This is a genomic window from Coprococcus sp. AM97-35, assembly GCF_027697525.1.
Lineage (GTDB): Bacteria > Bacillota > Clostridia > Lachnospirales > Lachnospiraceae > Allocoprococcus > Allocoprococcus comes.
Genome location: NZ_JAQESL010000007.1, coordinates 24,244 through 46,520, shown reverse-complemented (window position 1 = coordinate 46,520; position 22,277 = coordinate 24,244). Strand labels below are relative to the sequence as shown.

Annotated in this window: 25 protein-coding genes and 2 pseudogenes; 3 read left to right on the top strand and 24 right to left on the bottom strand. The window is 38.7% G+C overall.

Features of this window, described 5'->3' with window-relative positions:
* Positions 1 to 2: 2 nt before the first annotated feature.
* From PG840_RS07660 to PG840_RS07650, 3 genes are read right to left on the bottom strand one after another with little or no spacing between them, the layout of a single operon-like run.
* The gene (locus tag PG840_RS07660) at positions 3 to 875 is read right to left on the bottom strand and encodes a sugar ABC transporter permease (RefSeq protein WP_117557902.1); all 873 of its coding nucleotides are present in this window, start codon (positions 873 to 875) and stop codon (positions 3 to 5) included.
* A gap of 2 nt (positions 876 to 877) precedes the next feature.
* Positions 878 to 2,257 carry a carbohydrate ABC transporter permease gene (locus tag PG840_RS07655; RefSeq protein WP_117824206.1) on the bottom strand — a complete coding sequence of 460 codons (1,380 nt, stop codon included), beginning with the start codon at positions 2,255 to 2,257 and terminating at the stop codon, positions 878 to 880.
* A 12-nt stretch (positions 2,258 to 2,269) separates the two neighbouring features.
* Positions 2,270 to 3,511, bottom strand: coding sequence for an extracellular solute-binding protein (locus PG840_RS07650; protein ID WP_195502574.1), 1,242 nt, complete (start codon positions 3,509 to 3,511; stop codon positions 2,270 to 2,272).
* Positions 3,512 to 3,783: 272 nt separating this feature from the next.
* On the opposite strand from PG840_RS07650, the gene PG840_RS07645 reads away from it, so the two are divergent.
* The gene (locus PG840_RS07645) at positions 3,784 to 4,788 is read left to right on the top strand and encodes a LacI family DNA-binding transcriptional regulator (RefSeq protein WP_118199627.1); all 1,005 of its coding nucleotides are present in this window, start codon (positions 3,784 to 3,786) and stop codon (positions 4,786 to 4,788) included.
* A 117-nt stretch (positions 4,789 to 4,905) separates the two neighbouring features.
* Here the strand turns inward: PG840_RS07645 and PG840_RS07640 are convergent, their stop codons facing one another.
* The 18 genes and pseudogenes from PG840_RS07640 to PG840_RS07555 form a co-directional block, all read right to left on the bottom strand.
* Positions 4,906 to 5,757: an AraC family transcriptional regulator gene (locus PG840_RS07640; protein WP_117835187.1), complete on the bottom strand. Its 852-nt coding sequence runs from the start codon at positions 5,755 to 5,757 to the stop codon at positions 4,906 to 4,908.
* Between the two features lie 8 nt (positions 5,758 to 5,765).
* The gene (locus PG840_RS07635) at positions 5,766 to 7,088 is read right to left on the bottom strand and encodes an MATE family efflux transporter (protein WP_270205646.1); all 1,323 of its coding nucleotides are present in this window, start codon (positions 7,086 to 7,088) and stop codon (positions 5,766 to 5,768) included.
* Positions 7,089 to 7,276: 188 nt separating this feature from the next.
* Positions 7,277 to 7,390, bottom strand: a pseudogene (locus PG840_RS16940) (helix-turn-helix transcriptional regulator); the annotation flags it as partial.
* Positions 7,391 to 7,509: 119 nt separating this feature from the next.
* Positions 7,510 to 7,629 (bottom strand): annotated as a pseudogene (locus PG840_RS17025) (recombinase family protein); the annotation flags it as partial.
* A 17-nt stretch (positions 7,630 to 7,646) separates the two neighbouring features.
* Positions 7,647 to 8,492 carry a DNA damage-inducible protein D gene (dinD, locus tag PG840_RS07620; protein ID WP_055247963.1) on the bottom strand — a complete coding sequence of 282 codons (846 nt, stop codon included), beginning with the start codon at positions 8,490 to 8,492 and terminating at the stop codon, positions 7,647 to 7,649.
* A gap of 53 nt (positions 8,493 to 8,545) precedes the next feature.
* A complete protein-coding gene (locus tag PG840_RS07615; protein ID WP_008368854.1) occupies positions 8,546 to 8,824 on the bottom strand; it encodes a helix-turn-helix domain-containing protein in 279 nt (92 codons plus the stop codon).
* A gap of 421 nt (positions 8,825 to 9,245) precedes the next feature.
* The gene (locus PG840_RS07610) at positions 9,246 to 9,527 is read right to left on the bottom strand and encodes a 23S rRNA methyltransferase (RefSeq protein WP_226875142.1); all 282 of its coding nucleotides are present in this window, start codon (positions 9,525 to 9,527) and stop codon (positions 9,246 to 9,248) included.
* 192 nt (positions 9,528 to 9,719) lie between these two features.
* Positions 9,720 to 12,149 (bottom strand): ABC transporter permease, encoded by a 2,430-nt coding sequence (locus tag PG840_RS07605; protein ID WP_270205647.1) that lies wholly within the window; start codon positions 12,147 to 12,149, stop codon positions 9,720 to 9,722.
* Positions 12,146 to 12,820, bottom strand: a complete 675-nt coding sequence (locus tag PG840_RS07600; protein WP_006426335.1) for an ABC transporter ATP-binding protein — start codon at positions 12,818 to 12,820, stop codon at positions 12,146 to 12,148. Before PG840_RS07600 ends, PG840_RS07605 begins: the two co-directional genes overlap by 4 nt.
* 177 nt (positions 12,821 to 12,997) lie before the next feature.
* On the bottom strand, positions 12,998 to 14,263 hold the full coding sequence (locus tag PG840_RS07595) for a sensor histidine kinase (RefSeq protein ID WP_270205648.1): 1,266 nt from the start codon (positions 14,261 to 14,263) through the stop codon (positions 12,998 to 13,000).
* Positions 14,239 to 14,928: a response regulator transcription factor gene (locus PG840_RS07590; RefSeq protein WP_270205649.1), complete on the bottom strand. Its 690-nt coding sequence runs from the start codon at positions 14,926 to 14,928 to the stop codon at positions 14,239 to 14,241. The genes PG840_RS07595 and PG840_RS07590 overlap by 25 nt, the downstream gene beginning before the upstream one ends.
* Positions 14,929 to 15,125: 197 nt before the next feature.
* Positions 15,126 to 16,229, bottom strand: coding sequence for an RNA-guided endonuclease TnpB family protein (locus PG840_RS07585; RefSeq protein WP_117557934.1), 1,104 nt, complete (start codon positions 16,227 to 16,229; stop codon positions 15,126 to 15,128).
* Positions 16,226 to 16,633: an IS200/IS605 family transposase gene (tnpA, locus tag PG840_RS07580; protein WP_195250961.1), complete on the bottom strand. Its 408-nt coding sequence runs from the start codon at positions 16,631 to 16,633 to the stop codon at positions 16,226 to 16,228. The genes PG840_RS07585 and tnpA overlap by 4 nt, the downstream gene beginning before the upstream one ends.
* A 136-nt stretch (positions 16,634 to 16,769) precedes the next feature.
* Positions 16,770 to 17,027 carry a hypothetical protein gene (locus tag PG840_RS07575; RefSeq protein ID WP_270205650.1) on the bottom strand — a complete coding sequence of 86 codons (258 nt, stop codon included), beginning with the start codon at positions 17,025 to 17,027 and terminating at the stop codon, positions 16,770 to 16,772.
* On the bottom strand, positions 17,024 to 17,629 hold the full coding sequence (locus PG840_RS07570) for a DUF308 domain-containing protein (protein WP_270205651.1): 606 nt from the start codon (positions 17,627 to 17,629) through the stop codon (positions 17,024 to 17,026). The genes PG840_RS07575 and PG840_RS07570 overlap by 4 nt, the downstream gene beginning before the upstream one ends.
* Before the next feature lie 19 nt (positions 17,630 to 17,648).
* Positions 17,649 to 18,536, bottom strand: coding sequence for a putative ABC transporter permease (locus PG840_RS07565; RefSeq protein WP_270205652.1), 888 nt, complete (start codon positions 18,534 to 18,536; stop codon positions 17,649 to 17,651).
* A gap of 45 nt (positions 18,537 to 18,581) precedes the next feature.
* The gene (locus tag PG840_RS07560; RefSeq protein WP_270205653.1) at positions 18,582 to 19,208 is read right to left on the bottom strand and encodes a hypothetical protein; all 627 of its coding nucleotides are present in this window, start codon (positions 19,206 to 19,208) and stop codon (positions 18,582 to 18,584) included.
* 21 nt (positions 19,209 to 19,229) lie between these two features.
* Positions 19,230 to 19,769, bottom strand: coding sequence for a TetR/AcrR family transcriptional regulator (locus PG840_RS07555; RefSeq protein WP_270205654.1), 540 nt, complete (start codon positions 19,767 to 19,769; stop codon positions 19,230 to 19,232).
* Positions 19,770 to 20,076: 307 nt separating this feature from the next.
* Between PG840_RS07555 and PG840_RS07550 the strand changes: the two genes are divergently transcribed.
* Positions 20,077 to 20,940 carry a DegV family protein gene (locus PG840_RS07550; RefSeq protein WP_270205655.1) on the top strand — a complete coding sequence of 288 codons (864 nt, stop codon included), beginning with the start codon at positions 20,077 to 20,079 and terminating at the stop codon, positions 20,938 to 20,940.
* A gap of 168 nt (positions 20,941 to 21,108) precedes the next feature.
* Here the strand turns inward: PG840_RS07550 and PG840_RS07545 are convergent, their stop codons facing one another.
* Positions 21,109 to 21,504: a DUF6040 family protein gene (locus PG840_RS07545; RefSeq protein ID WP_270613473.1), complete on the bottom strand. Its 396-nt coding sequence runs from the start codon at positions 21,502 to 21,504 to the stop codon at positions 21,109 to 21,111.
* Here PG840_RS07545 and PG840_RS07540 point away from each other — a divergent pair, their 5' ends adjacent.
* The gene (locus tag PG840_RS07540) at positions 21,505 to 21,627 is read left to right on the top strand and encodes a hypothetical protein (protein WP_255820990.1); all 123 of its coding nucleotides are present in this window, start codon (positions 21,505 to 21,507) and stop codon (positions 21,625 to 21,627) included.
* A 55-nt stretch (positions 21,628 to 21,682) separates the two neighbouring features.
* Here the strand turns inward: PG840_RS07540 and PG840_RS07535 are convergent, their stop codons facing one another.
* Positions 21,683 to 21,937: a hypothetical protein gene (locus PG840_RS07535; RefSeq protein ID WP_118071690.1), complete on the bottom strand. Its 255-nt coding sequence runs from the start codon at positions 21,935 to 21,937 to the stop codon at positions 21,683 to 21,685.
* 63 nt (positions 21,938 to 22,000) lie between these two features.
* The gene (locus tag PG840_RS07530) at positions 22,001 to 22,261 is read right to left on the bottom strand and encodes a DUF6809 family protein (RefSeq protein ID WP_117598312.1); all 261 of its coding nucleotides are present in this window, start codon (positions 22,259 to 22,261) and stop codon (positions 22,001 to 22,003) included.
* Positions 22,262 to 22,277 lie beyond the last annotated feature (16 nt).

The following is a 22,277-nucleotide window of genomic DNA, read 5'->3' as shown; positions in this document are numbered from 1 at the left end:
TCTTATCCTTTCACTGCACCTGATACTCCATCTACATAGTATCTCTGCATGAACAAGAACAGTATCGCAATCGGAATTGAAATCAGAACTGCCCCAGCCGCAAAACTGGTGTACCAACTGTCAATATATTCTTTTTCCAACATTTTCCAAAGTCCAATTGCAATCGTATACTGGTCTGAGTTTGCTCTGCAGATTACCTTTGCAAAAATAAAATCGAGCCACGGAGCCATGAAAGATGTCAGCACTGTATATACAATGATCGGCTTACTAAGTGGCAGTGTGATCTTGCTGAAAATCTGCCATCTGGTACATCCATCCAAAAGTGCAGCTTCATCAATTGCAACCGGAATTGTATCAAAGAATCCTTTTGCAATCTGGAAACCCAGTCCTGCACCACCGGAATAACATAAGATCAGAGCCAGTTTAATCAGGTTTCCTTCTGTAAGTCCCATCGCCTTTAAGATAAAGTACACAGCGATCATGGACATAAATCCCGGGAACAATCCCAGAATCATTGCCATGTTCATATATGGTTTTCTCATTTTAAATTTCAGTCTGGACAAACAGTAGGAAACTGCCAGCACATAAAATGCTGATAAAATGCAGGAACAAATTGCAATAAACAATGTGTTCATAAACATCTGCGGGAAATTCAAAATGGATGTATCAGTAAACAGTTTTATATAGTTGTCAAGCGTAAATGCTTTCGGGAAGAAGGTTGATACGTAAGAGCCTTTTTCCGCACGGAAGCTCGTCAGAATTACCCATGCAATTGGGAAAAGCCAGATAATTGCCAACACCGCAAGAACAATATGTACGATCGTATTGTTGATCATTTTCTTCTTTTTTGCAGATTGTAATTTCTTTCCTGCCATGATTAAAATCCTCCTTCTTCTTTATAGGATTTACTGTTACGGTATGTAAGAAGGCAACCGATTGCCAGAATGATAAAGGTCATAATTCCGATTACCGCACCAATGTTATAGTACTGTTTATCAATTGTCAGTTTGTAAAGCCATGTAACCAGAAGGTCTGTCTTACCTGCAGTTGAAGAAAGGTTTGTTACCGGATCTCCTCCTGAAAGAAGATAAATGACATTGAAGTTATTGACATTTCCCGTAAAGGTTACGATCAGATACGGTGTTGTCACATACAACATATATGGCAACGTAATCTTTGTAAATGTCTGGAATGCATTTGCTCCATCCACTTTTGCGGCTTCATAAAGTTCTCCCGGGATGTTCTGAAGTACACCTGTCAGCTGAAGCAGTGTATACGGTACCCCTACCCAGACATTGATGATGATAACAGTCACTCTCGCCCATGTCGCATCTGTAAAAAACGGAAGGCTTGCATCACTTGCAATCAATCCAATATTTCTGAGAAGTACGTTGACCGCTCCTTCCGGCTGCAACATGGTACGCATGATCAAAAGAGATACAAACATCGGCACTGCACAGGAAAGAACAAAACAAAATCTCCAGAATCCTTTTGCTTTTGTTCCCTTTCTGTTAATCAGAAGGGAAAGGATCATTCCAAAAATATAATTGCTGAAAGTTGCAAAAAACGCCCAGATGATCGTCCATCCCAAAACAGACCAGAAGGTGCTTCCAAGAATACTTTCGGAATCAAACAATGTCTTGAAATTATCAAGTCCCACCCAGTCAAACAGCATCAGATGGTTGCCGATACGGCTGTAATTGGTAAATGCCATACAGATCATGAACACCAACGGAAGTACAGTAAACACAAAGATGAATGCCGTTGGTGGCGTCATAAACAAGCGATACAGATTCTCATGCAGAAAGGATTTCAGATCTTCTGCAAATGTATTTACATGCATTCCCGCTTTCTGAATACATTCTGCTTTATATGCACTTCTTAAGGTTCCTCTCCATACAAGGATCATAAGAATTGTCAACAAGATTGTCGCCACACCATAAAGTAAAATCAGAACGGACTGATCTCCTTTTGTGTAAATATAGATTTGCTTCGCTTCATCCCATACTTCTTGCTGCTGCACAGTTCCAAGTGTCCGTAAACCACCGATAAACCCAATTCCATTTACTGCCATAAAGACGATGTAGGCAATTTCAACTGCCAGATACAAAAGTCCTTTGATAATCTGACCATGTACAATGTTTCCAAATCCCATCAGAATCATGGAAAGCTTAGTCTCTACTCCACCTTTTTTCACTGCATTTTTGCAGGTATATGGCGTTGGAAATTCATTGATTTTTTTCTTAAACATACTCATTCCGCTCACCTCTTAATTAATTCCATTGCTGTTCATTGCTTCATTCATTGCTTCCGTCTGTTCTTCGGCATTTTCGTGTGTCACACTCTTGTTACGAATTCCTTTTCCCATATTCTCGACCGGTGTCCAGCAATTACTCATGGATGCCACGAACGGCTGGAGTATTGATGTATTATTAAAGGTATCATTCTGTGCCTGAACAAGAGGATCGGATGCAATATCCTTTTCTTTCAGAAGTTCTGTATTACATGGAATCACGGTTCTCATCTCGTAGTGTGCTCTCTGTGCATCACTTCCTCCCAGATAAACAGCAAGTGCAACTGCCTGTTCCATACATTCACTATGTGCATTAACTCCGATTGCCTTTGAACCGGCATATGCTAGCATCTGCTTCTCTTGTCCGTTAATTGTATAAGTCGGAAGCGATGAAACTGCCATATTCTCTCCAAGTGCTTCTTTTATTGCATTTGCATCCCACGATCCGGTAAACATTGCCTTTACACTGCCATCACGAAGTCCTGCAAGTCCTGATCCGTCTGCATCAATTTTAAAATTTGGATTTGCTGCCAGATCAATTGCATAATTGGTTGCTTCCACTGCCTTTTCTCCTGCAAAATCAACTCCTTTTGACTCATCTGTTCCATCTCCAAACAAGGTGCATCCATTTCCCAGATAGAATGCCGGAAGATACCACGAATTAGTAAATGGGAAGGATACTGTTCCTTTTTCCAACATCGTATCCAGATTTTTCACATCTTCTTCTGAAAATACAGACTTGTCATAAAACATATACCAGGTATTAGTTGTAAACGGAACCCCGTAAAGTTCTCCGTCAACCGTCAACGAATCTAGAAGCTCTTCCGAGTTGGTTGATTCAATCTCTTCTTTATACTTTCCACCAAATTTTGCTACTGCATCCGCATCTGTAAGCGATGTGATCCTATCATTTGCATACAAAAATACATCTGCGCTTGCTTCCGGATCCTGTGCCACCTGATCTGCGGCAGTCGCTTCGTCAGCTACTCCATAGACAAATGTAATATCCCATTCCGGGTGCTCTTTTGCAAAATTGTTACACATTGTCTGAAGCCATTCACCACTGTCTTTTGACTGATCTTCGGATGGAGACCATACCATCAGTCTGACTTTTTCTGACCTTTTATCCGCCGTACTGCTCCCGCATCCGGTTAGTGCTGCTGCCACCAGCGTTACAGTCATGATTCCTGTTAGAAATGTTGCTAGCCCTCTTTTCATCGTCTTTCTTCCTTTCATTTTCTGTTTCGTATTGTTTCGTTAAACTTAATATACGTCTTTTTCAATTTTTCGTCAATCTCTTTTCAATCCGCTGCTTTTTTTTGTTATTTTTTCACATTTCCCACCTTGTTTTTTTGTGCATTATTTTTTATTTTCTTGTTTTCGAAACTCGTCTAAACTTTTATTCTTCCTATAGTTCATTGCTTTTTACTATATCATTGTATATAATAAAATAAGATTTATTTTCCTACTTCATGAAAGGATCACATATTATGACTACAATCCAAGATATTGCTGATAAGATGAATGTTTCCAAGAGTACTGTATCCAAAGCACTCAATGATGCACCTGATATCAGCGAAACTTTACGGAAACAGGTTTTAGAAACTGCTGTAGCCCTGGGTTATACTAAACTACGTCGTTATAAGAAACCCGTAAAAAAAATCTGTATTATAACAGAAAAAGAGAATATACAATACGAAGAGCCACATCATTTTGCCTATGACATTCTGCTTGGTTTTCGCCAAATGGCTGAACCAGCCGGTTTTGATATTGAAATCGTACCTGTGGACGTTCAAATGCAACGGAACCAACGTTATGATGTTTTTATGTTGGAGCATGATTACGTAGGAGCTTTTGCAATCGGCTTTTCCCTGAACGACCCTTGGATTCAGGATTTTAAAACCAGCCACACTCCTGCCGTGCTTTTCGATAACTATATTATTGGGAATCCTTCTACTGCTTATGTAGGTATTGATAATGATGAGGGAATGGAACTTGCTGTCTCTTATCTTGCCAGACTTGGTCATCGTAAGATTGCCTATCTCAGCGGTTCTCTTGGCTCTCAGATTCTTCAGATACGACATGCAGCCTTTCTCCGTGCCATGCACCAGCATGGACTGAAGACTTCTTCTGATTCTACCGGCTGCTCTTATTATTTGTCTGAATGTATGGAAAAGCACCTGCCTCGGTTTCTGGAAAAAGGAATGACTGCTATCATCTGTAGTCAGGACACTCTTGCCAATTCAGCCCTTATCCAGTGTCAACAACTAGGATACAAGGTGCCTGAGGATATCAGTATTATTGGATTTGATGATATTCCGATTGCAGCATATACGTCTCCTCCATTGACTACAGTCAGACAAGACCGGCTTGAACTTGGGAAAAGCGGGTTCTTTGCACTATCAAGCCTGCTTAATAGCATTTCAATCAGTACATTTTTGTTACATGCGCAGCTAATTGAACGAAAATCTACGGGAGAAGTTCCTGTGACATAATATTTATCTAATTATTTTTATACAAAAAGGTTAGGAAACTCCCTTTCGGTTGTTTCCTAACCTTTTTTGATGGCATCTTTTATATTTTCCCAGTCCTATCCTAACCATATACCCAGCTTATTTTTTTCTATATTTTAACGGAGAAACTCCATATGTTTTTTTGAAGCTTCTGATAAAATAGCTTACATTCTGATATCCACTCTGCATTGCGATCTCTGTAACAGGAGTATCCGTATCTTGTAACAGCTGTTTTGCATGCTCTAACCGTAAATGTGTTATATATTGCGAAAGTGTAATATGAAAATGTTCCTTAAAATATCGCGATATATATTTTTCCGAAAGATGAAACTGCTCACCGAACTCTTTTAATGATATCTTTTCCATAAAATTCTGCTGTATATATGAAATCATTTCTTTTTCTATCGTATTTCTCCCGCTTTTATCATTTTCGATTACAAAGCCCCTCTCCCACATTTCAAGAATAAATTGTAAAAGAATTATTTTTGTCTTTATCTGAGCAGTTATTATGGACTCAGTTTTCTTATTTTTTGCCACATATATTTCAACCAACTGCTCACATAGTTCTTTTGCTGTATCTTTTACTCTTGGACTTATCATCAGATGACCATTTTTTAACGGCTCCAGTAATTTAGCATCCAACATGTCATTTATACAAAAAGATATGTATTTTAACGGAAAAAGGAAAGTAAAATAATCCACTGTACCAGTCTGTGAACCCATAAAATGCAGATTACCCGGCGACACTACAAAAGCATCCCCGGGGGTTCCAATATAATTTTCTCCTGATATACTAACAGTCAAAAAACCACTTTTTACATATATAATTTCCAGTTCATCATGCCAATGAACCGGTATCTGAAATGATCGTCCTTCATTTTTTATATGATATGTACTAAACGGATCATCCTTTGTACCATGTGGTTTATTTTCCTTTAATTCAAAGTACATAATCTCTCCTATACTTCTATAAGACCTTTACTTTTCCATTTTCCACTCTTCCATCTAAGTACCATTCCCACTGCTCTCGCACATTCGTCACCTGCCATAGCAATATATGCTCCTACAGCCAGAAGTCCCATGTGTATTCCGAGAAAATAGGTTCCGCCAACTGCAAACAAATACATAAATATCGCACCTAATATAACCGGAAAAAATGCGTCTCCGCTCGTTTTTAACGCCTGCCCATATACAAGGTTTGTTACCCTTCCAAGTTCAAGAAATATATCTACTATTAACAACTTTACCACAAGATTTATCATCTGTATATCATCCGTAAATATATGCACGATAAAATGTCCGGCAAATGCAAAGGTCACGGAAAAGCATGTCGCTGTGATGATACCATATATCGCAGCTTTTCTCGTCCCCTTGTTACATTCCTCAAACTCTTTTGCTCCAATTCTCCAGCCGGTCATAATTGCATTTGCCTGAGCAAGGGCAGCTCCCACGCAATACGAGAAATTTGCAATCTGTATCGCATATGAACGCGCTGTAACATTCATTCCATCCACATCCATCTGATTCATAAAACGCACTATAAATGTCATTGCGATGTTGTAAAGTGCTGTTTCAAGCGCAGAAGGAAAACCAATCTTAACAATCTGTGCAAATATCTTTCTTGATGTAATTCGCTCAGGACTCTGCTTTGCTTTTATAAGTACAGCCCCCATGCCGGCTACAATAATAAGATTTACAACTCTCGAAATAACCGTGGCAACAGCAACTCCCATCACACCCCAGTTGAATGCAAATAAAAATACTGAATTAAGTATTATATTGAGAACATTTCCAACAACCGTTCCTATCAAAGAATGTTTTGTATATCCAAACACTCTCAAATAACTGGAGAAAATAGGAATCAGTGCATTTAAAAAACATGCGCCGCCAACAATTCTAAGATATATTTCAGCCGGCTCAAGCAAAGCCGGAGCAATACTTACGATTCGAAGTATCCCACCAGAAAAAGTAGCAAGAACGACAGACATTACGATACCTATCAATGCGTTGAATATAAGTCCAAGTTGCCTTGCCTGATATGCTATCCCCGGTCTTCCGGCTCCGATATTTTGTGACATAACGGCTATCATACCCGACGATATTACTCCAAACATAATAATAAAAACACCTATATATGTATTTGCTGTTCCCACTGCTCCTACAGCCTGATCACTTACAGATGATAGCATAAGCGTATCAACCATACCTGAAAGCATATAAAATAAAGTTTCTAAGCATATTGGCACAGATAATTGTGTTAATGTTTTTCTTTTAGCTGCCATAGTTTTCTCCTCACATACAATTCAAGAATACCATATCAATAATACGATATATTTCTATGTAATTCTTGTATAATTTCATGTGAAAATTGCACTATTTCTACTTTAGCTTAAAGAATACTGGGTGCGAGCTATATGGAATAAAAGAAAAAGACTACAGTTTATATTCTGTTCAATACATTTAGTCGGCGTTATAACAATTGATTACTCATGCTTACAAGGATTTGCAAATCAGGATAACTTTTTCCGTTTTCCCAATTTGAAACAGTTTGCCTGGTAACATGAAATAATTTACCAAACTCCTCTTGTGTTAATTGATTGTCTTTATTCTTTTAACACCAGTTCTTTTTCTTATTTTCTATACAGTTTTCCAGTCTTCTACACTAAGGATTGCTTCATGTTCGCGTCCACCTGCATGGTAGTAGATATCCTGAAATTCTGCATATTTTTTTAGTTTGTCCTTCTGTGCATCCAAGCTGTAACCATCAACCTGAATTGCTGTTGATACACGAGTATATATGTAGCATTTTGTTTTCTTTTTCAATAACCTAACCTCCCAGTTTATTCATTTGTCAATTTTCCCGACTGCTCAGCTAACTTCTTTTCTTCTCTCTTTACCCTACGTTCTAATTTTTTAATATCTTCTGATGCGGGCAAATTTTCTGGCTTAATCCCCCTCTGCCCCAGCATATCCCTAACTGACGTATTATTTTCAACATGCTCAACAGTAATAGCCGTCTCACCCTGTAAGTCTTTTTCTTCAACATTATAATTTGTCATTTCAGTTGCAAGGTTCTTTGCAGCAATAGTAAGTGTTGGTAAAAAATCTGCAAGCGGCCTTTTATCTTGCACTCCTAAACGTTCTTTCATTTGTTTTGTAGTGAATCCTCCAAATAAAGCCTGATCCCCCTTAGATCGGATACGTCCAAATCCAGCATCATCAACTCCACGTTCATATATATTTTGAGACAGTCGTTTTTCAGATTCTCGAAGCTTTCCTCTTGCCTCAGTTCTTTCAATATAAGAAATCCTTTCTTCTATCAATTCCTGTTTTCTTGTTTGAACTGCAAAATAGCTTTGTGCAAAAGCGATCTGTTCTTTACGAGGATCTCCGTTCTCTGCAATAAGATAACATGCATAACGTGTAAGCATATAATCTTCTACTTCTCTATTTGCGCCACTTCCCAGAATAACCATTTTACTGGCATCAGCAAAATGGTCCTCTACTACAATGCCATTATTTGCGCAAGCAACTTTTGCCTTTAATAAAACATTTTCAAAATTTTGCCATTTTGAATAATCTAGCAAATGCATTAATTCACGTGCATACCAAAATTCAACTCCGTTTTCTTCATGCCTAATTTCATCAAATCTTTTCTTATAATTCATTATCATTTTCTTTTCCATATTAGACTTTCTCCTCCCACATTAAACCATTTTACTGACGTCAGTAAAATGGTCTATTCCTCTTTTTCCCTCAGTTTGTCATAATACGCTTTATACCTATAAATCGTCCGCTCACTGACATTGTTCCTCTTCGCAATTTCTACCATTGTCATGCCGCTCTCATACCCAACAACAAAATCATTATAAATTGCCATCCACTTGGCGTTATGTTTCTGACGACCGCTTAACTTACGATTTCTGTAATACTCCAATTCCTCCCGAAGTTCTGCATTCTCTTTTTCCAACTCCTCAATTCTTTTTAATGCCTCTTCAAGTGTTACAGTTTTCTCCATTACTCTGTCCTCCGTTCATGTCATTTTCGTTTTGTCTATATTATAAATACCTATGTCACTTTAGTCAATTCGATTATGTCATGTCGTATCATTTTTTACAATAGCTTTCATACAATCGAAATACCGCTGATATCTTTTACAGGCTAAACTTCTCCAAAAGCAGTCAGCCTGTATGTTTTTTATCCAATCACGTAAAATCCATTTTCTTTTTATTGCCGGTCCATATTTTAAGATCAGTGCTGTCACAACATCCACACATCTCTCAAATCAGTCTTAATACATCAGTATTATTACCTTGTCCCTTGAACACTTCCATATCTGCAAAAAGGACATCCCCTAACCTGTAAAATCTACAGTTCCGGAATGTCCTTTTTTCCATACTTCACTATATTTTTAACACATGATACTGCTTATCCACAATCTATATGATTCCAAAATGTCTAAATGCCTGCATAATCGCATCTTCCTTCTCCGGTGTACACTGTGGCTGTCTCGCATTCTCTGATTTAGCCGGATTGAAGTTCTCACCGACATCTAATCCACACTTCTTCTTAATCTGTGCGATATACAGTGATGAAACCTTCAGTCCTGTCTTTTCAAGTACATATGCCTTTATCTGCTCATAAGTTGCTTTTCCCTTAAATTCAGATAAATCCATATCCTCCAGAGAGAAGTCCACCTTCACTTTTCTGCTATCGACCATTCCCTTGGAAAGCAAGACAACCGTCTCACAGAACATATTTTATCGCAAGGCTTTTAAAAATGGAATAGATTTTACCAAACGACAGTTTTCAAAAAACTTATATCGGTTGCATTTTGTCAAAAGCACAAAACTTTTTGAAGCCAAGTGCTTTTAATTCCTGTTATGATACTGAGGATATCCCAGCAATACTTGCTATCCCTGATACCTTATTCTTTCTACCAGCGTTTCCTTTTTCAGATTACTGCTTAAAACACAGGAAAGCACAATTTGTAGAATACCAACCAGAAGAATCATAACAAGAATCGGGATAAGAGGAACGTGATAAACGTTCATTCCAAAAATCCCATTATGCTTCGCATAGGAAAACAGTGCATAGCCAAGGGGCAGACCGGCAGCAAGTGCGACGCAGATGGTGCCAACCGTAAAAATCAAGCCCTGTATTTGTAAGCTCAGATTCAACTGCTTATTGGTCATGCCTACCGCTTGCAGCACACCGTACTCCTGCTTCTTCGTGGTGATATTGATAATCATGGTGTTTGCCAGATTCATAAACCCGATGAGACCGACAATTGCCATGAACAGATAGCAGCCAAGCTTCATCATACGGCTTGCGTATTCTGCAGATTGTAACTGTGCATGATAAGTATCCATTTTTATATGCGAAGTATTAGAAATCAAAGTATTCAGACTCTGTTCCACAGATGCAACATCTTTTTTATCACAGTCCACCCACAGATAGCCATAAGCTGTTCCCCTCGGATTCATGGAACGGTATACACCTTCCGGAATGACAAGATAAGTGTCCGCGCTTACAAAGGATCCTGCAATCTTTCCCTGATAGGTATAGGTTTCACTTCCATTCTCAAAGTCAAATGCAATGGATTCACCCGGAGCATATCCATCTTGTTCCATCCACGTCGACCAGCCAAAGAAAATTTCACCATTCTTTACCGCCTGATCATAGTCCATAGAGCCAATATCCCCGTCTTGGCGCATAAAATCAAAATCATTTTTACTCACAATATCAGCTGGATATCTTGTTCCGTTCAGATTTACATAGACAATCTCTCTCGTCATGACATCTGTCACTCCTGGAATGCTTTTGATTTCTTCAATCATTGAATCATTCAGTGGGTTGTTCTGTAGGATTGTGTCCAGATTATTCTCCGAATAGGCTTCATCATAATTCTGGGAATAATCCAGCTGCAACTCAAATTGTCCATGGTTGATTGCAATCCGCGCCTCGTGCTCCGTGTCAATATTCCCAACATAATTAGAGATAATTACGAACAATACACAGGAAAGCCCCATGGTAAGAATCGTAGCAATGGTTCTTTTCGGATTGCCTGTCACATTTGCCATTGCCATGGAGAAAACGGTGACATCTTTTCTGCCTTTTCGTCTGCCCTGTTTTTGCTTTTTGGAGCCGTCAAGATACCGTGTCGCTTCGATGGGTGAAATCCGGGAAACAATTTTCATGGGTTTGCGCAGAGCCAAAACGACCGTAAGAAACGATACAAAAATGCAGATGAGCATAATTGTCAGTGAAAACAGAGGCACCTGATGGTTCTTGATTCCGGACGATACCAGATTTCCCTGCTCCACCAGCCAGTTGAAGCTGACTTTTGCAATCAGGAAACCAAACAGCAGACCCAGCGGTATCGAAGGAACCGCCAGAAGAATGCCCTCACGAAAGATCAACTGCTTCATCTGCTTTCTGGTTGCACCCAGCGCCTTGATTTTTCCGTACTCCTGAACCTTCTGGGCGATCCCGACCTGGAAGATATTATAAATGACCACAACGGAAAACAGCACGATTCCGAGGATCAGGGTTCCACAAACCACAATCATTTCATAGCTCGGCTGCAATACCCACTGCAGGTAGAGGTCATTGATGATCACGTTTTTCTGGTCAATGCCGCAGGAATCCGCGATTTCTTTTATAACAGGCGCAACATTATTCATAGATACATTTGCAGAATCGCTCAAGGTAAAATAGATATTATATCGCCTGTCACCCTCCGCAACACGCTCATTATAAAAATCCCGCGAACCGAATACAACATAGGAAGCCTCGATGGTATATTCATCCCGGTCATATAAAATCCCGCTGACAACAAATTCTTCCGGCTTATATTCTGACTGCATCCCTGCGCGGTAATCCAGTGTAACCGTATCTCCGACCTTTACATCACCATACCCCATTGCACGAAAAAATGCTCTTCCTGCGGCAATTTCCTGCGTTCCCCCCGGATACTTTCCTTCCTTTAACTCATATTCCTTATTATAGGGAAGCATCTTTCTTGCAGTCTCATCCATGCAGACAAAACCACCGTTTTCGTTGCCTTTTATGATACCTTCGGTGCACATAGTGCCTGTAGCATCTATTTCCGCACGGCGGTTTACTTCTTTTAACTGCGGTCCGCCTGCTGCGACAAACAAACCATAATTGCTTCCATATGAGCCTGCCGCCTGACTTTTCTGTAAACGGATCATTCCATTTCCCACAGTACTGATAATCACAAGCAGCATCGTAGTCAGACATATGGACATCATAATCAGTATACTTCTTGTCTTGTTCTTTTTGTCATTGCTATATGCAATCCTGCTTATTGTCTTCATCTAAAATCCACCACCTGTCCATCCTCAATTACCAGAATACGATCAGCGACCTGTGCAATTTCGTCATCATGGGTAATCATTACAATTGTCTGTCCATATTTTTTTGCTGTCATCTTAAGCAGGGCGATTACCTCATCACTGGTCTTAGAATCAAGATTTCCTGTCGGCTCATCTGCAAATATAATTTCCGGACGATTCACCAGTGCTCTTGCAATTGCTACTCTCTGCTGCTGTCCTCCGGATAACTGATTTGGCAGATTATAAATCCGGTTTTCAATCCCCAGAGTTGCAATGATATCATTTACATACGCTTCATCCACTTTTCTTCCATCCAGCCCCAATGGCAGTACAATATTTTCCCAGACATTAACAGATGAAACCAGATTAAATGCCTGAAAAACAAATCCGATTTTTCTTCTGCGGAAAACAGCAAGGGCATCTTCCTTCATCCTGTATAAATCTTTCCCGGCTAAAGTAACACTGCCTTTTGTAGGGGTGTCAAGCCCTCCAAGCATATGAAGTAATGTACTTTTACCGGAACCTGACTTTCCGACAATTGCGACAAATTCTCCCTGCTCAATCTGAATGTCCACCTGATTGACCGCTTTGACCTGATTCTCACCTGCGCCATAAAACTTACAAAGCTGCTTGGTTTCTAATATCACACTCATGTGTTGCCTCCTTTTCAATTCTGTAAAGCGTACCTTTTCAGCACGCTTTCTTTGCCTGTTTATATATTTGGTCATTTTTCAACCTACATCCAAATTGTATCAGGGCAATCTTTCATTTCACTTTCAAAAAACGAGCAGAAGTCTTACAGAATTGTAAGATTTCTGCTCACTTAAAATTTAACCAACATATGGTAATTGAATCACAAACGTGCTTCCTTTTTTCTTTTTACCGGAGGTTACCGTAATCGTACCTGCGTGTTTTTCGATAATTTCTCTCGATAGAAAAAGTCCGATTCCTGTACCACTCTTTTCCATGACCTCCTTGGAACTTCCTCTGTAAAATCGTTGAAAAATTTTGTGATACTCATTCTGCGGAATACCAATTCCCTGATCCTCAATTTCCATTCTTACAAGATCGTTTCTTTTTTGTAACCGGATAAATATTTTCGAACCACACGGACTGTACTTGACCGCATTATCCAGAACGTTGATCACAGCTTCACCAAGCCACCTTTTATCTTGCATAACCATGCATGTTTCCAGCTCTTTTGCATAGTCAAAAACGAATTCAATTTCTTTCTCATCCGCTTTTGGATAAGTACAGTTCACAGCAGATATGACAGTATCCATAAGCGGAAGTTTTTTCTTATTAATCTGAATCAGTCCAGTTTCCATCTTGGATATTTCAAGAAGCGACTGCAATAATGTCTCCAGTCCATCCAGAGCACTCCGACAACGGATACGAAACTCCTCCTGTTCTGTGGCACTTAAGTCATTCTGCATCAGCACACTAAAACATGTATCCAAAGCTGCAACCGGTGTCTTTAACTGGTGAGAAATATCAGAAACCATTTCTTTCGTGTTCTCCTTTTCTGCCCTTGCTTCTTCCTTTATCAACTGAATATGATGTCCGATTGCTTCAAGCTGGTCATTCAATTTTTCCAGTTCTGCTGGATTTTCCGTTTTCAGTAAATCATCAAATTTATTTTCACGGAATCTGATCAGAATTTCTTCCAACTGGTCTAAAATTTTCTGATGACACGCATCTTCTTTTTTCTTCCAATAAAGTAAAAAAGTCAAAAGAAGCACGCATATCAAAGTGCTTACAACACCGGTCACCATAACCTGATGCCGGAATTGTGAATAAAATGTATTCCCATTATTTCCCCAGTATCCATATTGCTCCAATAATTGCCTTCCCTGTTCGTTAGTTTCAATATCCTTATCCTTAAGCAATTCCGAAACAGCATCCAGCCCGGAAAATTCTTCCTTTGCAGCAATCTCTGTCATAAGATTCATTTTATATTTATAATCTTCATAAAACACATACGTGGTAAAGCAATTTAATATTGCAAACAATACTATGACAGGCAAAACCAAGGAGAGCACTACTGTAATCTTCTTGCGATATCTCTTTGTCACTGCCTTACTTCCTGATTCCATATATACCCAAGACCTCTGATATTCTTTATATAGACCGGTGCAGCCGGATTGTCTTCGATTTTCTCACGGAGTCTTCTGATATTGACAGCGATTGTATTTTCATCCACAAAATCCCCTTCCAGATCAAACACATTTTCCAATATTTGTGTTTTTGAAAGAATCTGTTTCGGATTCTGCAGAAAAAAAGTCAGCATTTTCAACTCCGTTTTTGTCAGACTGATTTCTCGACTCTTTATCAGGACTTTCATTTCTCCTGCGATAAATACGATATCTCCCGAAATCATCTTCCCGGCTTCCGTTTTCTCCTGTCTGCGTCGGAAATGTGCTTCTATTTTCAAAAGAAGTACCGAAAGACTAAACGGCTTTGTAATATAATCATCTGCCCCTGCTTCATATCCCATGACATGATCCATCTCCTGATCTAGTGCTGTAAGACAAATAATGTATGTATTATAATTGTATCTCATCCACCTTACAAATTCCAGTCCATTCCCATCCGGAAGATTCACATCACAAATGGTAACATCCACATTATTATCACTTGCAATTCTTTTCGCTTTTTTCACTGATTCTGCTGAAAAAACCTCATATCCGGATTTTTTCAGTGAGAATGTAATTCCACGATTTAAATTTTCATCATCTTCAACCACGAGTATACCTGGCATAGCATATGCACCTCTCTTTATTAACTATTCATCGTGACATGCTCCCACCACTTAAATCCCTGATTTTGAAGTGGGGGCTTCTTGCTCAATGGCTCTACTGAGCCAAGTATCTACAAGCTATCCTCGCGTGCCCCACGATTCTTTTGCCCGGACACGGGCATATTTTCTTGTTTTTCTATTGTCCGGATACGGACAGTTTATGCTGTCAACATCCTTCTTGCCTCTTCACGGATGTTGATTGCTGCATTACGATCTCTGTCCATCTTATTTCCACACTCACAGTGATAGACTCTTTCGGATAATTTCAGCTCTTTCTTTATCCTACCACATTTACAGCATTTTTTACTGGAAGGAAAAAAACGGTCTACTTTTACCATTTTCTTTCCTTTCCATGCCAGTTTATAGTCTAACATTTCCCTGAACATTCCATATCCATTATCCTGTACGCTTTTTCCGAAATGCAGGCACTGTCCCATCGCTTTCATATCGATATCTTCCACTGCAACTGCATCAAAACTATCTGCAATCTTTCGACTAAGTTTGTGCAGATAATCTCTTCGCTGATTCCGTATCTTTTCATGACATCTGGCAACTTTCTTTTTCTGCAGTTCGTAATTATGACTTCCCCGTACGCATCTTGACAACTTTCGTTGCTCCCTCGCCAGCCTCTTTTCATTTTTTCTGAAAAACCCTGCTTCTTCCATCTCAATCTTTTCTGAAAATACTGCCATCCCCTGCATTGCATAATCTATTCCAAGTATCGTTGCAGTACTGTAATCTGGTTCAGCTGCTTGGTTTTCACAGCTGTATCCTTCATACAACAGGCTTGCAAAGTATTTTCCGGATGGTTCCATACTGACTGTCACTGATTTCAGACGAAAATCTTCCGCTGGCTCTCTGTGTTTTTTCATGGCAACCCATTTTAATTTCGGAAGTCTGATCCGCTTACTTTCCATCAGGATATTTCCATTGACCACATTCGTTGTATAGCTGTTTCTGGAATGATGCTTTGACTTGAACCTTGGAAATCCAATCTTGGGTTCTCGAAAAAAATTCTTATATGCCTTTTCCAGATGAAGCTGGACATTTGCCAGCGCCAGCGAATCTACTTCTTTCAAAAATGGATATTCCTTTTTATACATGGCCGGTGTATTTTTTAACATTTTCTTCGTCTTTTCATACTCCTGGATCTTATCATTAAGCATTTGATTGTACAGGAAACGACAACAGCCAAATGTTTTGCCCAGAAGTATCTTCTGTTCTTCTGTCGGATAAATTTGGAAACGATATGCTATGTTCAATACTTTTTCTCTCCCTGGCTTTCAATATATTGACGGATTACTTCTACCGGAGCGCCTCCAGCTGTCAGTAAGCAAAAACTCTGACTCCAAAAGGCTTCTTTCCAAAGTTTTTCTCTGATCTCTGGATACTCCTTTTTCAACAGTCTGCTACTTGCACTTTTATAAGCATTGATAAATTTACTAAGTTCTGTTCTCGGCTGCGCACGGAACATTACATGCACATGATCAATGTCATGATTCCATTCTTCCAGAACTATCCCATACCTTGGAGCAATATGTTCCCATATCTCTTTTGCTCTTTCTGAAATCGGATTATCAATCACTTTTCTTCGATATTTCACCACCATGATCAGATGATAATACATCAGATATACTGAATGCGCATTATGATCTATTTTTTTCATGCAAATCAGCCCTTTCTCCAATAATTATCTTTTCGACTGATTCTATTATACCATAGATCGTTCTATCGAACAAGTGTTCTTTTTGTTTTTGCGCAATTCATCACCCACCTGTAAAGGAAGGAGAATTCTTGCTATATTATGTTAAAACCGCAATTACAGGCTGAAAAAGAATTCCACTTGCAAGATACAGGATGGAAAGAGGGAATACAACTGTCAGACTTTTTAATGCAAAAAGTAAAAGCACTATCCCAGCTGCAAGCATCGCATTTTCGGGAGTATACCTGAGAATGGTATTCACCGATAAAGGTTCACTGGATTTTTTTACAATCACTGTAAATACAATCCCCATAAGGACAATTGCAACAATCGGAATTAATTTCTTTTTATTTTTCATTTCACATCATCTTCATCAATAATATTTCCACTTAATTCATCTATGGCATCCTGAATTTTTTCTACACTCTGTCTGCTTATTTTTTGAATGTGATATAAAATCACTCCATCGATCACCGCATTTATGATGAAAATAATCCCTGTCATAATCGCAGCCGTCTTAACCGTATTGGGAGAAAAGAACATCATAATAATTCCACCCAGAACTACAAAGCATGATAAAATGACATACTTTCTGCAATTTACTTCAAATGCTCTCTGCATATATATTGCTGTTTCCATACAGATAATGCCATTGATTATAATATAAATGCTAAATACATAGGAAAATAAAACTGTCGTAATTCCTGCATGAGTAAATATAAAAATCCCCAGAACGCATTTCATAATTCCCTCAAACAGAGAACCTCTTGAATAAAAGTCTGTCCAAACCCGCAAGTAATAAATCAGGTCAAAAATACCATTTGCAAATATTACAGCGCCTGCAATAATCGCTGTTACCTCCAAAGAATCCTGCGGACGAACAATAAACAATATACCAATCAATAACATCATGAATACGTTAATCCACATATCTGTCTTAATCTTTTTTAACATTTTCATAGTTTTTCCACCTCTTTCTTTAAAATTTTTTTCTTAACTCCTGAATCAATTCATGGTAATACCGATGCTTCATCTCCGGAAATGCTTTAATAATTCTTCCTTGTCCAACAATTGTATGATTAGTGATCGAATTAGAAAGTTCATCAAATTCCCTTTGAAGTTCAGTTCTTTTTTTGCGAAGTTTCTCGATGGATTGTTCTTTTTTCATTTCAGCAGTTTCACGCAATTCAGCTTTTGCAAGAGCTGTCTGCACCTTTCCTTCATCTATAACCTGTGCTGTATCTATTGTTGTGTTTGCAACGGTATCACTGATTTTATCACTTACAATCCGCATATCCGAACGAATCTTATTTAATCTGGTAAGTTTCTTATTTAACCCCCGTATAACAGCTACTGTAACAATAAAATCTGCCAGATACACACAATATAAAATCACCAGTAAGATCCAGCCAAAAGTTGAATCAGCATGTGGCGATGTATGGTTTTCCACATATTTTTGAAAAACTTTCACGACAAAAACAATTGCCAGTCCCCATATTATCGAAAATTCCAGACAGATATACCCATGAAAATTTAAAGGTTTATCCGAATAATCCCACCATCTCGCATGAAAACATACATCTAACAGCCATCCAGCTATTAACTCCACTATAGTAGCCAGAATAATTCCAAATAAAAATATCATTCCATCACTCATCTGATAACCACTGCTTTGCAGTGTATTTATCATAGCAAAAACAGCTAGTACTCCAAATCCATATACCGGACACACCGGACCATTTAGGAATCCTCTGTTCACAACTTTTCCCAAAGCTACTGCATGAAAGATCACTTCAACAACCCAGCCACCAAAGGAATATATCAGGAAATACCAGCATATCTGATAGTATGTCATTCCACAAATCATAATTTTTTCCTCCTCCGCATTACAGCTCATTCACCTTTTTCTTTTTTATTTTCCAACAAATGTCAATATCGGTGTAAAATACCGGATTGTTAACAAAATTCCTAAAATCCTGCTTATCAGAAAAAGCGGAACTGCCGTCAGCACATCAATTAATGTGTGCTGTTTTGTTGTAAGAGTTGACAACACAATCATAATGGCAATTGAAACTGTAAATACTCTGACCCAAAGACTCATTCCAGCACATGTGAAGGAAACACAGATTACAAGGAAACAACTAGAACAATGCAGACTTGGTGCACAATTCAGCCCTCTGTAGCTGCCATGATAGACGAATTTCATAAAGTTTCCCCAGAACCCATCTGGAGGCGCCGGTCTCTGAAAAGAAGTCGGATAGATCAAATAGCACACCACACTGAGTACGATTTCCATTACCATAGTCATCAGATAACCACAATAAGAACATGGATCAGTTCGGAAAACTATCAGCGGATAAAAAGCAATCATTGGAAACCAGAAACAGTAAGGTAACACCGTCCATGGAAGAAAAGGAATCTTATCATCCACCGAACGTTTTACGTTGTGAATCTTACTCTGAAAAAACTCGCTTCCAAAATATAGCAGTGTCTGGAAAGCAAGCAAGATGCCTTGCACCAATATCAGTTTCTTAAACATATAATCGCCTCTATTCTGGGTTTAGCCCGTCTGTTTTCTTAAATCATATAAAATTGTTGCAACATCCTCTGGCAATTCAAGAAAATCCCCCTTACTCCATTCCCGATACATATTATAAATAGCACCGGCAAACGCACTGATTCTCAGATTTTCTTCTCTTGTTCCTTTTTCTACATCAATCCATTTCTGGATAAGATACTCTGTAATTTTTGCTAAAAATAAATCCCCCATTCCGGCTGTAATCAGAGCGTCTATAAATTCACGATGCAAATAGAAGAATCTGAAGCAGCGCAGCATATATTTTTTCTCATAGAATACCGTTTTGCTTTCTGTATCGGATTCTTTTGCTCTATATTCTTCCACCACCTCAACTAAATGTTCCGTCAGGATATCCTCTATCGCATTATAATTTCTATAAAACGACATTCTGGAAACATTCGCCTCTGAAGTGATATCTGAAACAGAAATGGAAGAAAATGCTTTATCTCCCATCAGCCGCAGCAGTGCTTTGTACATATCCTGTTTTACCTGAATATTGGTCTGACTTATTCTTTTCTTCATCGCTATAACTCCATTCCTGATGAAATATTTCTCTTGTAGATATTGAAATGTTTCTCTTTTAATGTTACAATCTGTAACATCATTATAAGGTATTTTATTCTTTTTTACAATCCAATATTTTACTATTAGTATTTTGTAACTGTTCAGAGCCAAGCAAAATTTCAAAAAACAGGTATAAAATGCTTGCATTTTTAAAACTGTTTTTGAAATTTTATTTGGCGGATACGCCACACCGACGAAATGCGTAGCATTTTGGAGGCTGGCTCTGAACAGTTACAGTATTTTTAATAATCAGGAGAAAAGCACTATGAAAACAGCCATCATGACTGACACAAACAGTGGTATTACTAAAAATATCGCCGAAAAACTTGGAATATATGTTATACATATGCCTATAATTATTGATGAAACAACTTTTTATGAAAATGACACTATCACAGAAGCCGAATTTTTCCATGCGCTTTCCAGCAGCAAACACATTACCACTTCTCAACCCTCCCCTGGTGATGTAATGGATTTATGGAGTCAAATCTTAGACGAAGGATATGATGAGCTTGTATACATTCCAATGTCAAGTGGTCTGTCCAATTCTTGTGCTGCTGCTACAGGATATTCACTGGATTATGAGGGAAAAATTGAAGTTGTTGATAATCATCGAATTTCCGTTACCATGTACGAATCAGTGCTCCATGCAAGAGAAATGTCCCTGAATGGAGCTTCTGCAAAGGAAATAAAAGCAGCCTTAGAATCTGATGCCTATAATTCAAGCATCTATATTACTGTAAATACATTAGAATACCTGAAAAAGGGAGGACGTATCACCCCTGCGGCAGCTCTGATTGGAACAGTACTATCCATAAAACCGATTTTAACAATCCAGGGCGAAAAGCTGGATTCTTATGCCAAAGCACGTGGTTCTATGAAAAGAGCTGAAGAAAAAATGATTCTTGCAATTCAGTCTGATCTTGAAAAAAGATTTGTCCATCAAGATATGTCGAAATTGCATATTGGAGCCGCCGGTGCCGGACTTACAACTACACAGCAGAAAGAATGGCTGACTCTGCTCCACAATAAATTTCCGGAAGCTGACGTTTTTTACAGTCCGCTTTCTGCCAGTATCAGTGTTCATACTGGTCCCGGTGCAGTAGGTATTGGTATCAGTTTCAGATAAAAAACAAATCAAATACATAAAAAATCAAAATACAAGATTTTATCAACACTTCCTATGGTTTCTGCACCGGAAGTCATGTCGGGCCTAATACAATCACACTTTTTTTCCTCGGTAAAGATAAGGTAGAAATCGGCATTAGCCGATTTCCCCTTTTCACCTTATTTCATTTTACAGATAATCAAATTTCTTTTGAAGATATACTCGTAGCAGCATGATTCCTACATTGATAAATCCAAATAACAATATCAAATTCACAGGCAAATATCCTCTGATTATATCTCCAAGTACTGCTATCCCAGAAAGACTTCCAACTAAAAACATTTGCGAAATTTCATCCCACATTCTTTTGTATCGTTTTATTACTTCCACGATTATCACTATCATAATTGCCAATATAAAAAGTACAGCTACGATTGCCAGAATTCTGTTAATCCATGCCTCTTTTCCTGTATATGCTATTTTCTGATTGAATCCGTTATCATAAGTCGGATATACCAGCCAGTCACAAAATCGCACATACCATATATATGGAATTTTGAAGAAATTGAGCAGTTGCCGGACCACATGAAGGCATACTTTACCCGTCTCCTCAATCATTTATCAGATGAATATGCCTGTCTTGCCGAGGCATCTTACGATGCTGGTATTGAACGAGGCTATTCCAGAGAAGAAGCCTATGAAAAATAGAATACAAAAAAGGCAGAAAGCTAGTGAAAACCAAACTGGAATTCACTAGCTTATTTTAATGCCAATAATCATAAGGTGAACGATACCCTCGCTGCTGTGCTACCACCGGCTTTGGCTCGGCCTTTGATATGCTCTCCTCTGCAGCTTCTTTTGTGGCAAACAACCTATTCTTGTTTACCTGGATTCCACCGCCATTTTCAAATCTTATAATAATCAAATTTCCAGCCGGGCGCACCACCGTACACTCCCGGACTATCCTATTACTTTCTACAATATAGGCTTTATCGCCTGCTTTATATCCTGCTGCCATAAATGCCTCCTACAAAAGAAAAGGCCAGCTCAAAGGGAAATCAAAGCTGGTCATCCTTACAACCTATTTTGCTGTTACCTTCTCTCGTAAAGCGATACCATCAACAACTCCATTCACGTAATCCTGAGACGCTAATGCACTATGTACTTCCGTAGTTGCGTCCATGTATGCTCCAAGTTGCTGCTTCTGCATATCACTTAACCCTGCTTGCAAATATGATAACAGCCTATCTTCCTGCTGCTTAAGTCGGGTATATTCTTGAGACTGAATATACACACGAAGTGACTCATCAAAATTATCTTTGATGCATTCTTCCAATTCCATGTCAATCACACCTCCA

What these genes read in the sequence shown, in the direction of transcription:
- PG840_RS07645 (WP_118199627.1), top strand. Translation starts at nt 3,784, where the DNA reads ATGACTACAATCCAAGATATTGCTGATAAGATGAATGTTTCCAAGAGT.
- PG840_RS07590 (WP_270205649.1), bottom strand. Translation starts at nt 14,928, where the DNA reads ATGCCAGGTATACTCGTGGTTGAAGATGATGAAAATTTAAATCGTGGA.
- PG840_RS07615 (WP_008368854.1), bottom strand. Translation starts at nt 8,824, where the DNA reads ATGGAGAAAACTGTAACACTTGAAGAGGCATTAAAAAGAATTGAGGAG.
- tnpA (WP_195250961.1), bottom strand. Translation starts at nt 16,633, where the DNA reads ATGAAAAAAATAGATCATAATGCGCATTCAGTATATCTGATGTATTAT.
- PG840_RS07540 (WP_255820990.1), top strand. Translation starts at nt 21,505, where the DNA reads ATGAAGGCATACTTTACCCGTCTCCTCAATCATTTATCAGATGAATAT.
- PG840_RS07530 (WP_117598312.1), bottom strand. Translation starts at nt 22,261, where the DNA reads ATGGAATTGGAAGAATGCATCAAAGATAATTTTGATGAGTCACTTCGT.
- dinD (WP_055247963.1), bottom strand. Translation starts at nt 8,492, where the DNA reads ATGGAAAAGAAAATGATAATGAATTATAAGAAAAGATTTGATGAAATT.
- PG840_RS07610 (WP_226875142.1), bottom strand. Translation starts at nt 9,527, where the DNA reads ATGGTCGATAGCAGAAAAGTGAAGGTGGACTTCTCTCTGGAGGATATG.
- PG840_RS07640 (WP_117835187.1), bottom strand. Translation starts at nt 5,757, where the DNA reads ATGTACTTTGAATTAAAGGAAAATAAACCACATGGTACAAAGGATGAT.
- PG840_RS07550 (WP_270205655.1), top strand. Translation starts at nt 20,077, where the DNA reads ATGAAAACAGCCATCATGACTGACACAAACAGTGGTATTACTAAAAAT.
- PG840_RS07635 (WP_270205646.1), bottom strand. Translation starts at nt 7,088, where the DNA reads ATGGCAGCTAAAAGAAAAACATTAACACAATTATCTGTGCCAATATGC.
- PG840_RS07660 (WP_117557902.1), bottom strand. Translation starts at nt 875, where the DNA reads ATGGCAGGAAAGAAATTACAATCTGCAAAAAAGAAGAAAATGATCAAC.
- PG840_RS07560 (WP_270205653.1), bottom strand. Translation starts at nt 19,208, where the DNA reads ATGTTTAAGAAACTGATATTGGTGCAAGGCATCTTGCTTGCTTTCCAG.
- PG840_RS07595 (WP_270205648.1), bottom strand. Translation starts at nt 14,263, where the DNA reads ATGGAATCAGGAAGTAAGGCAGTGACAAAGAGATATCGCAAGAAGATT.
- PG840_RS07565 (WP_270205652.1), bottom strand. Translation starts at nt 18,536, where the DNA reads ATGATTTGTGGAATGACATACTATCAGATATGCTGGTATTTCCTGATA.
- PG840_RS07650 (WP_195502574.1), bottom strand. Translation starts at nt 3,511, where the DNA reads ATGAAAAGAGGGCTAGCAACATTTCTAACAGGAATCATGACTGTAACG.
- PG840_RS07655 (WP_117824206.1), bottom strand. Translation starts at nt 2,257, where the DNA reads ATGAGTATGTTTAAGAAAAAAATCAATGAATTTCCAACGCCATATACC.
- PG840_RS07605 (WP_270205647.1), bottom strand. Translation starts at nt 12,149, where the DNA reads ATGAAGACAATAAGCAGGATTGCATATAGCAATGACAAAAAGAACAAG.
- PG840_RS07600 (WP_006426335.1), bottom strand. Translation starts at nt 12,820, where the DNA reads ATGAGTGTGATATTAGAAACCAAGCAGCTTTGTAAGTTTTATGGCGCA.
- PG840_RS07570 (WP_270205651.1), bottom strand. Translation starts at nt 17,629, where the DNA reads ATGAAAATGTTAAAAAAGATTAAGACAGATATGTGGATTAACGTATTC.
- PG840_RS07555 (WP_270205654.1), bottom strand. Translation starts at nt 19,769, where the DNA reads ATGAAGAAAAGAATAAGTCAGACCAATATTCAGGTAAAACAGGATATG.
- PG840_RS07575 (WP_270205650.1), bottom strand. Translation starts at nt 17,027, where the DNA reads ATGAAAAATAAAAAGAAATTAATTCCGATTGTTGCAATTGTCCTTATG.
- PG840_RS07535 (WP_118071690.1), bottom strand. Translation starts at nt 21,937, where the DNA reads ATGGCAGCAGGATATAAAGCAGGCGATAAAGCCTATATTGTAGAAAGT.